Source organism: Micromonospora sp. SL4-19 (assembly GCF_047921475.1).
Classification (GTDB): Bacteria; Actinomycetota; Actinomycetes; order Mycobacteriales; family Micromonosporaceae; genus Micromonospora.
Map to the genome: position 1 here is coordinate 64960 of NZ_JBLROB010000014.1, position 13161 is coordinate 78120.

Consider the following 13161-nt stretch of genomic DNA (forward strand, 5'->3'; position numbering starts at 1 on the left):
CCGCCACCGTGGACGGCCTGTCGCCCCACGCTAGCCAACGCCCCCGGCGCCCACATCCCCGAAACCGCCAGACCCGCCCCGCCTCCGCCGGGCCACGCAACACACCGGCGCGGATCGTGGGTGGGCGAGCGGGTCAGCCAGCGGCGAGGCGGGCGCGGAGGGCGTCGGCGTAGGCCCGCTCGCTGCGCTGCTCGGTGGCGTACGCCAGGCGTACCGCCTCCTCCGCGCTGGCCAGGGCCTCGGCCCGGCGGTCGCAGGCGGACAGCGCCTCGGCCAGCACGCAGGCCGCGATCACCTGGCTACGGACGTCCTCGGCCGGTGCGGACATGGCCCGCTGCGCCCAGTCCAGCGCCTGCTCACGCCGGCCGTGGGCGAGCAGCGCGGACGCGTACCGGGCCATCGTCTGGCGGCGGGAGAAGAGCAGCGACGGGGTGTGGGCCGCGGCGGCGGTGGCGACCGGGGCGAGCAGCCCCACCGCCGTCGCCGAATCGCCGGCGGCGAGCCGGGCCATGGCGAGCAGCACCCGGGGCCCCACCTGGGCGGGCGCCTGCGGGTTGTGCGGCTCGACGGTGGTCAGCACCGACCGGGCGTACCGCTCGGCGGTCTCGCTGTCGCCCATGTCCAGGGCCACGAACCCGCGCAGCGTGCCGGCCATCCCGGTGAGCAGCGGGTGCGACGTCCGGTCGGCGTATTCAAGGGCGTCGGTGAGCAGGTCAGCGGCGTGCTCCGGCGCGCCCAGCCCGCGGGCCACCACCCCGCGTACGACCAGGGCGAAGCCCTGCCCCCAGTCGTCACCGATCTCGGCGAACTCCCGGTACGCCCGGCGCGCCCCCTGGTCCGCCTCGGCCAGCTCACCCAGCTCGGCGGTGGCGTACGCCTCGACCGCCCGGAGCGTGCCGACCGCCCACGCCTCGCCGACCCGCTCCCCGAACGGCAGGAAGACCTGTGCCATCCGGCAGGCCTCCTTCAGCCGGCCGGCGAGCAGCCGGGCGAAGGCGGTGGTGCCGCGCAGCCAGGCCCGCCCGTACGGGTCCTTCAACTCGGCGAAGAGCCGGGCGGCCCGCCCGAGCACCGCGTCGGTGCCGGCAAAGTCGCCCCGGGTGGTGGTCACCCACGCCAGGTTCTGCAACGACCAGGCCTGCCCGCGCGAGTCCTTGACCGAGAGGCTGACCTGGTAGGAGGCGGCCAGCCGACTGCTCGCCTGGCCCAGCCGGCCGGCGATGAAGTCGGCCATGCCGAGCCGGCGCATCGCCGAGGCGCGCATCGCCGGCAGTGCGGCCTCGGTGGCCACCTGCAACGCCTCCTGCCAGCAGAGCACCGCCCGGTCGACGTCGCCGACGGTCTGGTGGGCCTGCCCGGCGAGCAGCAGGGCGCTGGCCCGGGTGGCCGCCGCGTCCCCGGCGTTGGCGGCGATCTTCTCGGCGAAGGCGAGCGCGTCACCGGGCCGGCCGATCTGGAGCAACGCCCTGGCGTGCACCACCTGGTCGGCCAGCGGCAGCCCGTCCCGGGCCAGCTCGGCGGCACGTTCCGCGTACTCGACGGCCAGGGCCGGCTCCCCGGAGCGCAGCGCGCGGCGGGCAGCCCGGCCGAGCGCGGCCACGCCCAGCGGGGCCACCGCGCGGGCGGGTGCGTCGGGGCGGAGCTTCACCGCGTCGGCGAGCGCCGCGGCCCGCCCGACGTGCTCGGCGACGAAGTCGTCCCGGACGGTCTCGGGGAACCCGCCGGCCGGGGCGACGGCGTCGGCGCTCTCCGGGGCGGCCCAGCGGGCCAACGCCGCGTGCCGCTCGGCAAGCTCGGCCTTGCTCACCCCGGCGTACGCGGCCTCCCGCATCAGCGGGGTGGCGAACGCGTATCCGGTGCGGGTGCGGTGCAGCATGCGGCGTTGCAGCAGCTCCTCGACGGCCCGGTCCAGCTCGACCGCGGCCACCGCCGCCGGCCGGCCGTCCCGCCCGACGCGCTGCTCGCGGAGCGCCTCCAGCGCGCCGGCCGGCACGGTGTCGCCGACCACCGCGGCGTCCCGCAACACCGACCGGGCGTCCGGCGGCAGGGCGTCGATCCGGGCCGCGAGCACGGCGGCCAGGTCCCGGGAGAGCAGCCGGCTGCCCAGCGAGCCAGGGGCGAGCCGCCAGCCGACCGGGGGGTTCCGGTCCGCGCCGGGGGTCAGCGCCCCGCGTTCCATCAGCAGGGTGACCAGCTCGGCCAGGTAGAACGGGTTGCCCTGCGCGGTGGCGAGCAGCCGGTCGGCGTCGGCCTGCGACAGCTTGCCGCCGTTCAGATAGCTGGTGAGCAGCCGGGCCGCGTCGGCGCCGCGCAGTGGGGGGAGCGCGTGCACCTCGGCGTCCGCGACCCGGGTCAGCGTGCCGGCGGTCCGTACCAGTTCGGGGCGGCCGAGCAGCAGCACCAGCACCGGGCCGGCGAGCCGGGAGAGGGCCACCCCGAGCGCGTTGATGGTCTCGGCGGTCGCGTCGTGCAGATCGTCCACGACGATCACCAGCGGCGCCTCGGCGGCGAGTGCGGTGAGCAGGTCGGCGACCGCGTTCGGCACCGCCTCGGCGTCGGGCGGCGGGGAGGCGGCGCTCCACTGGCCGCTCTCGGTTGCGGCCGGAAGTTCGGCGTACCCGAGCAGCGCGAGGAGTTGGTCGACGGCGAGCGGAGGGAGGTCGCCGGGGAGTCGGCCGAGCCGCTGGCCGAGCCGGCGCAGCCGCTCCTCCACGGCCGGCCGGGTGAGCGCGGTGGCGGCGTCGTTGGGCAGGCCGACCGCTGCCCGGACCAGGTCGGCGAGGGGGGCCAGCCGGCGGCGCTCGCCGAACGCGGCGCATCGGACCGACAGCACCCGGGCGCCGGTGTGGGCGGCGTAGCGGCCGGCGCCGACGTCGTAGCCGGCGGCGAGGCGTTCCACCTCGGCGGCGAACCGGGACTTGCCGATCCCCGCCTCGGCGGTCATCAGCAGCACCCGAGGCTCGCTCCGGTCGATCACCTCGGCGAGCCGACCGGCAACCCGGCCGATCTCGGTCTCCCGGCCCACGAAAGGCGCCTCGTCGCCGAGGCCGGACCGGGTGCCCGGCGCGTCCAGGAGACCCAGCAGCTCGTACGCCTCGACCGGCTCGCGCTTGCCCTTGAGCCGCAGCGGGCGCAGCGCCCGCCAGGAGGCGACGTGCCGGGTGGCGGCGGCGGTCCGGGCACCCGCGTAGACCGCGCCCACGGCGGCGGCGTCGGCGAGCCGGGCGGCCGTGTTCACCGTGTCGCCGATGACCGTGTATTCGATCGCCGCCTGGATGCCCGCGATGACGTCGCCGGTGTTCAGCCCGACCCGCAGGCCGAGCGGCGCGCCGCCGCCCCGCTCGTCGTCGAGCACCCGGCGGACGGCCCGTTGCATCGAGAGCGCGGCCCGGACCGCCCGCTCGGCGTCGTCCTCGTGCGCGACGGGCGCGCCGAAGACCGCCATGATCCCGTCGCCGGTGAGCTTGTCGACGTGGCCGCCGAAGGTCTTGACCGCACCGGCGAGGGCGGCGAGCACCCGGTCGGTGACCGCGCCGACCCGTTCCGGGTCGAGGTCCTCCGACCAGGAGGTGAAGTCGGAGAGGTCGCCGAAGAGCACGGTGACCACCCGCCGTTCGGCGGCGGGCAGCGTCGCGGCGGCCGGCAGCGCCGCGCCGCAGTTGTGGCAGAACCGCGCGCCGGGCACGGCGACGGTCCCGCACACCGGGCAGGTCACGGCTGCTCCACTCCGAGGTATTCGAGCTGCGCGCGGACCGACCACTCGGCCGCCCACCAGAGCGACCGGTCGACGTCGGCGTAGACCCTGGCCACCACCTCCTGCGCGGTGGTCGCGCCCTCGGCCACCGCGGCGCGGACCTGGTCGAGCCGGGCCCGCCGATGAGCCAGGTAGAACTCGGCCGCCGCGCCGCAGTCGGCCAGCGCCGGGCCGTGCCCCGGCAGCGCCGGGACCCCCCGGTACGTGGACAGCAGCTCCAGGCTCGACAGGTAGTCCCCGAGGTGCCCGTCCGGATGGGCCACCACGGTGGTGCCCCGGCCCAGGATGGTGTCGCCGGTGAACACGACCCGCTCGCCGCCGTGCTCCACGAGGAAGCAGACCGAGTCGGCGGTGTGCCCGGGGGTGCTCAGCAGGCGGATCCCCAGATCGAAGCCGCCGAGCTCACCGGACCCGGTCAGCGGCTCGCCGCCGATGGTGTGCGCCGGGTCGGCGGCGAGGACCGGTGCACCGCCGAGCAGCTCGTGCAGGCGGGCGCAGCCCTCGGTGTGGTCCGGGTGCCCGTGGGTGATCAGCACGGCCCCGACCGGCCCGTGCGCCGCGATCGCGGCCAGGTGCTCCTCGTCGGCCGGCCCCGGGTCGACCACGACGGCGTGCTCGGCACCGGGGGCGCGCAGCACCCAGGTGTTGGTGCCGTCGAGCGTCATCGGCCCCGGATTGGGTGCGCGCAGCAGCGTCACCCACTCCGGCAGCTCGTCCGCGAGCGCCCCCACGGCCCCGGTCACATGCCCGCCCATGGCAGCGATCGTACGACCCCGCTCGCCACTCCCCGCGATCTTGCAGTTCTGGACCGTGATTTGTGGTCGTTCACGGCTTTCGCCGCGGCCGAACCTGCAAGATCGCGGGGACGGGGCGGGGATGGAGGGTCAGGCGACCTCGACGATGGCCTCGACCTCGACGGGGGCGTCGAGGGGGAGCTCGGCGACGCCCACGGCGCTGCGGGCGTGCCGGCCGGCCTCGCCGAAGACCGCGACGAACAGGTCAGAGGCGCCGTTCATCACGCCGGGCTGACCGGTGAAACCCGGCGCGCTGGCCACGAAGCCGGTCAGCTTGACGATCTTGACGACGTTCTCCAGGCCGACCAGCGAGTCGATCGCGGCGAGGGCGTTCAGCGCGCACCGCTGCGCCAGGTCCTTCCCCTGCTCGGCGGAGACGCCGGCGCCGACCTTGCCGGTGGCGAGCAGCTTGCCCTCCGCCATCGGCAGCTGGCCGGAGAGGTAGAGGTGCTGCCCGGACTGGACGGCCGGCACGTAGCTGGCCACCGGCGGCACCACCTCGGGCAGGGTCAGTCCCAGTTCCGCGAGCTTCGCGTGTGGTCCGTTCACCATGCCGCTCACGCCTTCGGCCGCTTCAGGTAGGCGACGAGCTGCTCCGGGTTCGGGCCGGGAACCACGGAGACGAGCTCCCAGCCGTCCTCGCCCCAGTTGTCGAGGATCTGCTTGGTCGCATGGACCAGCAACGGGACCGTGGCGTATTCCCACTTCTGCATCGGTCTGAAGGCTCCCTTGCCTGGCATGTACTTCGGTCAGGCACAGCCTACGGTCCGACCCGACCACCCGGACGTGGGACGCTGCCCGGGCGTCGTCACGTTCGCCGCCGATGTGCGGGCCGCGGCACGCGCAACGTGTCCGTGGGGCTGGCAAGTCGCCCACCGACCGCTACCCTTCCGGTCTGGACGGGCGATCCGCGCTCGCCCGCCACGCTCGACCACGCGTCGGTCGCCTTCCGGGGCGACGGCGCCGCACCTCGGGGGAAGACATGACCCAACCGCCCATCGGTGGCGCCGCCGGCTCGCCCGGCGAGCCGTCCCACCTGGAGCCGCCTGCCGGCGTCGCGCCGCACCCCGGGGTCGTACCCCCGCCACCCGGCGGCTACCCCCCACCGGCGGCCGCCAATCCGCCACCCGGGTCCGCCTACCCGCCACCCGGGTCCGGCTACCCCCCGCCCGGGTCCGGCTACCCGCCACCGGGATCCGGCTACCCGCCACCGGGATCCGGCTACCCGCCGCCGGGATCCGGCTATCCCCCGCCGGCGGCCGGCTACCCGTCGCACCAGGAGCCGGTCGCCCGGAAGCCGCGGCGCGGTCTGCTGATCGTCTCGATCGTGCTGGCGGCGGCGATCCTGCTGTGCGGCGGTGGCGGCGCCGCCGCCTTCCTCACCCTCCGCAACGCCGAGGAGGGCCAGGGCGCGAAGGAGCCGACGGTCGCGGTGGACGGCTTCCTCCGGGCGGTCTACGAGGACCGGGACGCCGGGAAGGCGGCCACCTTCGTCTGCTCCGCCTCCCGGGACGAGAAGAAGATCGCCGCCAAGGTCGCCGAGGTGCAGAAGTACGCCGAGCAGTACCAGAAGCCACGGTTCCGCTGGACCGCCCCGAAGCTGGACAACCAGACCGGCGACCGGGCAACGGTCACCACCAAGGTCTCCATGATCACTTCCGACGAGAAGGTGGCCGACCAGGATCTGCGCTTCACCGTGGTGCGGAAGACGGGATGGTGGGTCTGCGAGGTCGCCTGAACCCGGCGGCTGGATAGGCTCGACCGGTGGCAGCAGCTGAGCAGCCGGCCCAACCGGCCGGCACCGGGTGGCCGGCCCGCCTCCACGTGGTGACCGGCAAGGGCGGCACGGGCAAGACCAGCGTCGCCGCGGCGCTGGCCCTCGGGCTGGCCGGCGGCGGCCGGCGGACCCTGCTGGTCGAGGTGGAGGGACGGCAGGGCATCGCCCAGCTCTTCGGCATCGACCCGCTGCCGTACGAGGAACGTCACCTGACCGACGCTCCGGGCGGTGGCGAGGTGCGGGCCCTGGCCGTGGACGCCGAGGAGGCGCTCCTCGAGTACCTGGACATGTTCTACAAGCTCGGCGCAGCCGGCCGGGCGCTGCGCAAGCTCGGCGCCATCGACTTCGCCACCACGATCGCGCCGGGCCTGCGGGACGTGCTGCTCACCGGCAAGCTCAAGGAGGCGACCACCCGGACCAGCGGGCAGCGCCGGACCTACGACGCGGTGGTGCTGGACGCCCCACCGACCGGGCGGATCGGTCGCTTCCTCAACGTCACCGCCGAGACCGCCCGGCTGGCCAAGGTCGGGCCGATCAAGACCCAGAGCGAGGGGGTCGCCGCGCTGCTCCGCTCACCGATTGCCGCGGTGCACGTGGTGACGCTGCTGGAGGAGATGCCGGTCCAGGAGACGGTCGACGCGATCACCGAGCTGACCCAGCTCGGTTTCCCGATCGGCCGGGTGATCGTGAACGGCGCCCGGCCCCCGGCGCCGGCCGCGCATGAGGTGACCGCGGTCGAGCTGAGGCGGGGGCTGGCCGCCGCCGGCCTGCGGGCCGACGACCGGACCGTGGCCGGCCTGGCCGAGGAGGCCCGGACCCAGCAGATACGGCGGGAGCTGGAAGACTCCCTCCGGGCCGACCTGGTGGAGCTGGGCCGGCCCCTGACCGAGCTGCCGCTGCTGCCGGAGGGGGTCGACCGGGCAGGGCTGGAGAAGCTGGCCGCGGTGCTCGTCCGGGCGGATTGACTCACACCTGCGGCCGGCACGGAGCAGAGACACCCCGCAGACCGATACGCTCGATTGGTGCCTTCTGAAGCCGCGGCGCCACCGCTGGACGTCGACCAGATCCTCGCCGACCCCGGCGTGCGGATCGTGGTCTGCTGCGGTGCGGGCGGGGTGGGCAAGACGACCACCGCCGCCGCGCTGGCGCTGCGCGCGGCCGAGCGGCACGGGCGGCGGACAGTGGTGCTCACCATCGACCCGGCCCGCCGGCTGGCCCAGTCGCTCGGTCTGACCGAGCTGGACAACACCCCGCGCCAGGTGAAGGGGATCGACGCCGAGGCCAGCGGCGGTGAGCTGCACGCCATGATGCTCGACATGAAGCGCACCTTCGACGACGTGGTGCTGCAGCACACCGATCCGGCGAAGGCGGCGGAGATCTTCGCCAACCCCTTCTACCAGGCCATGAGCTCCACGTTCGCGGGCACCCAGGAATACATGGCGATGGAGAAGCTGGGCCAGTTGCACGCCCGGGGCGAGTGGGACCTGATCGTGGTGGACACTCCGCCGTCCCGCTCGGCGCTGGATTTCCTGGACGCGCCCGCCCGGCTCTCCCGTTTCCTCGACGGCCGGATGCTGCGCCTGCTGCTCGCCCCGGCGCGCAGCGGGGGGCGGAGCATGTTCAGCTTCGTGACCGCCAGCTTCGGGATGTTCTCGAAGGCGGTGCAGAAGGTGATCGGCGCGCAGCTGCTCACCGACCTCTCGGGCTTCGTCGCCGCGCTGGACTCGATGTTCGGCGGCTTCCGGCAGCGGGCCGAGCAGACGTACCGGATCCTCCAGGCGCGGGAGACGGCGTTCCTGCTGGTCGCCGCGCCGGAGCCGGACGCGGTCCGGGAGGCCGCCTACTTCGCGGGCCGGCTGCGCGAGGAGCGGATGCCGCTGGCCGGCCTGGTTCTCAACCGGGTGCATCAGCCGGCGGTGCCGGAGCTGTCCGCGGCGGACAGCCTGGCCGCCGCGGAGCGGCTGGAGCACGAGGGCGGCCACGCGGGCACCGTCGAGGTGCTGCGGGCCCACGCCGCGCTGGCCCAGCAGGCGGCTCGCGAGCAACGGGTGGCCGTGCGGTTCACCACGGCCTTCCCGGCGGTGCCAGCGGTGTCGGTGACGGCGCAGCCCGCCGACGTGCACGACGTCGACGGGCTGCGGACGATCGGCGAGGCGATCAGCCGGCGGTGAGCCGCCGTGCCGGCCGCCGGCCGGCACGGCGGTCAGTTGGCCGAGGTCACCAGGATCTTGTCCTTGCCGGTCTTGTCCCTGCTGTTCTTCTTCATGGCCGCCTCGAACATCTTGCGCCAGCTGGTCACCTGGGGGTGACGGCGCAGCAACGCCCGGCGTTCGCGTTCGGTCATGCCACCCCACACACCGAACTCGATCCGGTTGTCGAGCGCGTCGGCCAGGCACTCGTACCGAACTGGGCAGCTCCGGCAGATCCTCTTCGCCACGTTCTGTTCGGCGCCCTGTACGAACAACGCGTCCGGGTCCCCGTTCTGACACGCCGCCAGTGACGGCCAGTCAGCAATCATGCCCATCTGTACACGTCCCCCCTTGCATTACCTACCGACTTCGCGCGACCAGCCGTCGAATCCTTCCGGCCGTCCGGCCCGCCTCCCCCAAGGCGGCACGGAGGGCATGTGGCTCTGTCGCCGCCACCATCATGCTGGGTAGTCACCCGATTACGCAACGTTGTCGGCGAAATCCATCATTCCGGACACTCCCGGCTTCCCGGGCCTACGCCCGCCGTCTACCCGGTCGGAGTAGGTGAAAACGCTGCGCGGGTCGCCCGTTCGGTGGAGACTTTCGCCAGGTTTCACGCAACCACGCACCAGGGTTCGTGCGTTTAGCACAACGAGGCCGGCGCGCGCAGGAAATGGGGAAAAGACGCCCCAGCGCCCCTCGTTCCCTACTCGCGTACCCTGTCGAGGTGACCTGGATGCGGAAACGTGACCACAATGTGCTGACCAACGCCGCATCGCTACTCATCTGTGGCCTGTTGGCCGGCGTGGTGGTCGCGGCGGCGGCCTTCCCCGCAGTGGCGATGTCCGGACTGGCCGCCAAGGCGGGGGCCCAGACCTTCGGCGCCCTCCCCACTGAGCTGAAGGTGGCCCGCGCGCCACAGATCACCTACCTGCTGGCCTCGGACGGCAAGACTCCGCTGGCCACCATGTACGACGAGAACCGCCGCGACGTGAAGCTCAAGGACGTCTCGCTGTTCATGCAGAAGGCGATCGTCGCGGCCGAGGATCACCAGTTCTACAAGCACAACGGCGTCGACTTCAACGGCGTGGCCCGGGCGTTCGTCAACAACAGCTCCGGCTCCAACGCGCAGCAGGGCGCGTCGACGCTGACCATGCAGTACGTCCGGCTGGCCATCGCGTACTCGGCGACCCACCCGGCCGACGTGGTGGCCGCGACCGAGGACACCAGCGCCCGCAAGCTGCGCGAGATGCGCTACGCGCTCCAGATCGACAAGGAGCTCTCCAAGGACGAGATCCTGGAGCGCTACCTGAACATCGCCCCGTTCGGCAACGGCGCGTACGGCGTCTACGCCGCCAGCCAGGTCTACTTCGGCAAGCCGCCGAGCAAGCTCGACATCCAGGAGTCGGCACTGCTGGCCGGCCTGGTGAAGGCACCGACCGCCTACGACCCCACCACGACGTCCGGCTACGACGACGCGGTGGGCCGGCGGAACTACGTCATCCAGAACATGGTGACGATCGGCGCGATCACCCAGGCGCAGGCTGACGAGGCCAAGCAGATCAAGCTGAAGGTCAACCACAAGCGCACCCCGAACGGCTGTGTCGCCGCCAACGTCCGGTCCTGGGGCTTCTTCTGCGACTACTTCTACCGCTGGTGGATGGGACAGGAGACCTTCGGCGCCACCACGTACGACCGTGAGCGCCGGCTGAAGAGCGGTGGCTACACGATCACCACCACGCTCGACAAGCAGGCGCAGACGGCCGCCGACAAGGCGGTCCGCAACCACCTGAGCGAGAGCAGCAAGGCCGCCCGGATGGTCGCGGTGGTCGAGCCGGGCACCGGCCGGGTCCGCGCCGTCGCGGTCAACCGGAACTTCAAGCTCGACGACCCGGACCACCCGCAGAACAAGATCTCCAGCGACCCGAGGAAGGCCAAGAAGGGCATCCGGGGCAACTATCCGAACACGGTTATCCCGCTGGTCACCGGCGGCCCCGGCATCACCGGCTATCAGGCCGGCTCGACCTTCAAGATCTTCACACTGGTGGCCGCCTTGGAGAAGGGCTACCCGCTCAGCTACACCATCAACGCGCAGCCGCAGTTCAAGTCCGAATACATCATCGACTCGGGCAATCCGGCCGCCTGCGCGGGCACCCACTTCTACTGCCCACAGAACGCCTCGAAGGCGATGGCCGGCGTACACAACATGTGGAGCGGGTTCGGCTTCTCGGTCAACACCTACTTCATCCCGCTGCAGCAGCAGGTCGGCGCGGAGAACGTGGTGAAGGCCGCGGAGAAGCTCGGCATCACCTTCCGCGCCTCGAACGACGCCAAGTTCGCCGCGACCAAGGACGCCGCGCACCAGTGGGGCGCGTTCAGCCTCGGCGTCTCGCAGACCACTCCGCTGGAGCTGGCCAACGCGTACGCCACCCTCGCCGCGGACGGCAAGTACTGCGAGCCGATCCCGGTGCAGGAGATCCGCAGCCCGGACGGCGAGAAGCTCGACATCGCCAACCCGCGCTGCGAGCAGCGGATCAGCACGCAGGTGGCCCGGGCCGCGGTGGACGCCGCCCGTTGCCCGCTGGGCGACAGCTCCTCGACGTCCCAGTGCAAGACCGGCACCGCGCGCAACGTCCACGGGATCGTCGACGCCCCGGTGGCCGGCAAGTCCGGCACCACCGACAAGGACAAGACCTCCGCCCTGGTGGCGATGACCAAGCAGTATGCGGTCGCCGGCATCATGGCCGACCCGGACTGGCCGCAGACCAACCAGAGGATGGGCCACGACGTCCCGAACGGCATCAACCCCGCGGTGTACGAGACGCTGCGCGACGCCATGAAGGGCAAGGATCGCAAGAACTTCACCCCGCCGAGCGGGAAGATCGTCGAAGGTGACCAGCGCTCCATCCCCGACGTCAAGTGCCTGTCCATCGACGCCGCCAAGTCACGGCTGCGCGGCGCCGGCTTCGAGCCGGTGGTGGGCACCAGCAAGGTGCCGTCGGAGTGCCCGGCGGACACCGCGGCCGGCACCAGCCCGGACCGCCGCACCATCAAGGGTGGCGTGGTGCTGATCGAGGTCAGCAACGGTCAGGGTGGACCGAAGCCCGGCACCACCACCGGCCCGGGGACCGTGTTCCCGCCGCCGAACGGCAACGGCCGCGGCCCGCGACCGCGCGGCTGACCTGGAGCAACGACAACGGGCGGGCACCCCACGGGGTGCCCGCCCGTTTCGTCGTCGGCGGGGATCAGAGGCCGAGCTGGCGGCGTACCTCGGCGGCGACCCGCCCGCCCTCGGCCCGGCCGGCCACCGCGCCCTGGGCCGCCTTCATGGCCGGGCCCATCTGCGTCTTGCCGGTGAAGCCGCCCGCGGCGAGCGCCCCCGCGACCAGCTCGGTCAGCTCGGCGTCGGAGAGCTGCTTCGGCAGGTAACGCTCCAGCACCTCACCCTCGGCCGTCTCCTTGCTCGCCTGCTCGGCGCGACCCGCGTCGGCGAACGCGGTGGCCGCCTCGCGTCGCTTCTTCGCCTCCTTGGTCAGCACCGCGAGCACCTCGTCGTCGTCGAGCTCGCGCTTTTCCTTGCCGGCGACCTCGGCGTTGCCGACGGCCGCGAGGGCCATCCGCAGGGTGGAGGTGGTCAGCTCGTCACGCGCCTTCAGGGCGGCGCGCATGTCAGCGGTGAGACGATCCTTCAGCGTGCTCATGGTCGGTCAAACTACCCTGAACGTCATGCGAAAGCGCACACTATTCCGGCTCGCCGCCGGGACCATCGCCGCCGGCGCGGCCACCCTGGCGTACGCGTCGCTCGTCGAGCGCAACATGTTCACCCTGCGCCGGTACGACGTACCGGTGCTCCCGACCGACGCCGAACCACTCCGCGTGCTGCACCTGTCGGACCTGCACATGATGCCCAACCAGCGGCGCAAGCAGGACTGGGTGGCCTCGCTGGCCGCCCTCGACCCGGACCTGGTGGTGGTCACCGGGGACAACATGGCGCATCCCGACGCGGTCCCCGGCGTGCTGCGTGCCCTGCAACCGCTGCTCGACCTGCCGGGCGCCTTCGTCTTCGGCTCCAACGACTACACCGGGCCGGTCTGGAAGAACCCGTTCACCTACTTCCTGCCCGACCGGGAGTACAGCGAGGGCGTGCCGCTGCCGTACGAGGAGCTGCGCGACGTGCTCACCGGCGCCGGCTGGGCGGACCTCAACAACGCCCGGACCACCCTGAAGGCAGGTGGCCGGGAGATCGAACTGGCCGGCGTGGACGACCCCCACGTCGAGCGGGACGACTACGACGCGGTGGCCGGCCCGGTCAGCTCCGGGACGGCACTCTCCATCGCCCTCAGCCACTCCCCCGAGCCGGCGGTGCTGGACCGGATGGCCGCCGACGGGTTCGGGCTGCTGCTCGCCGGGCACACCCACGGCGGCCAGGTCTGCGTACCCGGCTACGGCGCGCTGGTGACGAACTGCGGCCTGCCCCGCTCGATGGCCCGCGGGCTGCACCGCTGGCCCGGCTCGGATTCCTGGCTGCACGTCTCCGCCGGCCTGGGTACCCACCCCACCGCTCCGGTGCGTTTCGCCTGCCCGCCGGAGGCGAGCGTGCTCACGCTGATCTCCCGCTGAGCGGCCCACACCCCCATGAGCCGGGGG

At 73.1% G+C, this 13161-nt stretch carries 11 protein-coding genes; 5 read left to right on the forward strand and 6 right to left on the reverse strand.

Features of this window, described 5'->3' with window-relative positions; genetic code table 11:
- Positions 1 to 133: 133 nt before the first annotated feature.
- The 4 genes from ACNAVT_RS18545 to ACNAVT_RS18560 form a co-directional block, all read right to left on the reverse strand.
- Entirely contained in the window at positions 134 to 3715 is a 3582-nt protein-coding gene (locus ACNAVT_RS18545) for an adenylate/guanylate cyclase domain-containing protein (protein ID WP_416297852.1), read from the reverse strand.
- On the reverse strand, positions 3712 to 4509 hold the full coding sequence (locus tag ACNAVT_RS18550; protein WP_416297854.1) for an MBL fold metallo-hydrolase: 798 nt from the start codon (positions 4507 to 4509) through the stop codon (positions 3712 to 3714). The genes ACNAVT_RS18545 and ACNAVT_RS18550 overlap by 4 nt, the downstream gene beginning before the upstream one ends.
- Positions 4510 to 4638: 129 nt before the next feature.
- Positions 4639 to 5097: a RidA family protein gene (locus tag ACNAVT_RS18555; RefSeq protein ID WP_416297959.1), complete on the reverse strand. Its 459-nt coding sequence runs from the start codon at positions 5095 to 5097 to the stop codon at positions 4639 to 4641.
- Positions 5098 to 5105: 8 nt separating this feature from the next.
- Positions 5106 to 5261 carry a DUF4177 domain-containing protein gene (locus tag ACNAVT_RS18560; protein WP_013736319.1) on the reverse strand — a complete coding sequence of 52 codons (156 nt, stop codon included), beginning with the start codon at positions 5259 to 5261 and terminating at the stop codon, positions 5106 to 5108.
- A gap of 269 nt (positions 5262 to 5530) precedes the next feature.
- Between ACNAVT_RS18560 and ACNAVT_RS18565 the strand changes: the two genes are divergently transcribed.
- Genes ACNAVT_RS18565 through ACNAVT_RS18575 form a run of 3 tightly spaced genes read left to right on the forward strand, consistent with a single transcriptional unit; the run spans position 5531 to position 8496 of the window.
- Complete coding sequence (locus ACNAVT_RS18565) at positions 5531 to 6286, forward strand: hypothetical protein (protein ID WP_416297856.1); 756 nt, start codon at positions 5531 to 5533, stop codon at positions 6284 to 6286.
- Positions 6287 to 6312: 26 nt separating this feature from the next.
- A complete protein-coding gene (locus tag ACNAVT_RS18570) occupies positions 6313 to 7290 on the forward strand; it encodes an ArsA-related P-loop ATPase (protein WP_416297857.1) in 978 nt (325 codons plus the stop codon).
- A 54-nt stretch (positions 7291 to 7344) separates the two neighbouring features.
- Positions 7345 to 8496, forward strand: coding sequence for an ArsA family ATPase (locus ACNAVT_RS18575; protein WP_416297859.1), 1152 nt, complete (start codon positions 7345 to 7347; stop codon positions 8494 to 8496).
- Positions 8497 to 8528: 32 nt separating this feature from the next.
- Here ACNAVT_RS18575 and ACNAVT_RS18580 read toward each other — a convergent pair whose 3' ends face one another.
- The gene (locus ACNAVT_RS18580; protein ID WP_416297861.1) at positions 8529 to 8849 is read right to left on the reverse strand and encodes a WhiB family transcriptional regulator; all 321 of its coding nucleotides are present in this window, start codon (positions 8847 to 8849) and stop codon (positions 8529 to 8531) included.
- A gap of 401 nt (positions 8850 to 9250) precedes the next feature.
- Here ACNAVT_RS18580 and ACNAVT_RS18585 point away from each other — a divergent pair, with 401 nt between their 5' ends.
- The gene (locus ACNAVT_RS18585) at positions 9251 to 11695 is read left to right on the forward strand and encodes a penicillin-binding protein (protein ID WP_416297863.1); all 2445 of its coding nucleotides are present in this window, start codon (positions 9251 to 9253) and stop codon (positions 11693 to 11695) included.
- Between the two features lie 64 nt (positions 11696 to 11759).
- Here ACNAVT_RS18585 and ACNAVT_RS18590 read toward each other — a convergent pair whose 3' ends face one another.
- Entirely contained in the window at positions 11760 to 12215 is a 456-nt protein-coding gene (locus tag ACNAVT_RS18590; protein WP_416297865.1) for a GatB/YqeY domain-containing protein, read from the reverse strand.
- Positions 12216 to 12240: 25 nt separating this feature from the next.
- On the opposite strand from ACNAVT_RS18590, the gene ACNAVT_RS18595 reads away from it, so the two are divergent.
- The gene (locus ACNAVT_RS18595) at positions 12241 to 13134 is read left to right on the forward strand and encodes a metallophosphoesterase (protein WP_416297867.1); all 894 of its coding nucleotides are present in this window, start codon (positions 12241 to 12243) and stop codon (positions 13132 to 13134) included.
- Positions 13135 to 13161: the final 27 nt, after the last annotated feature.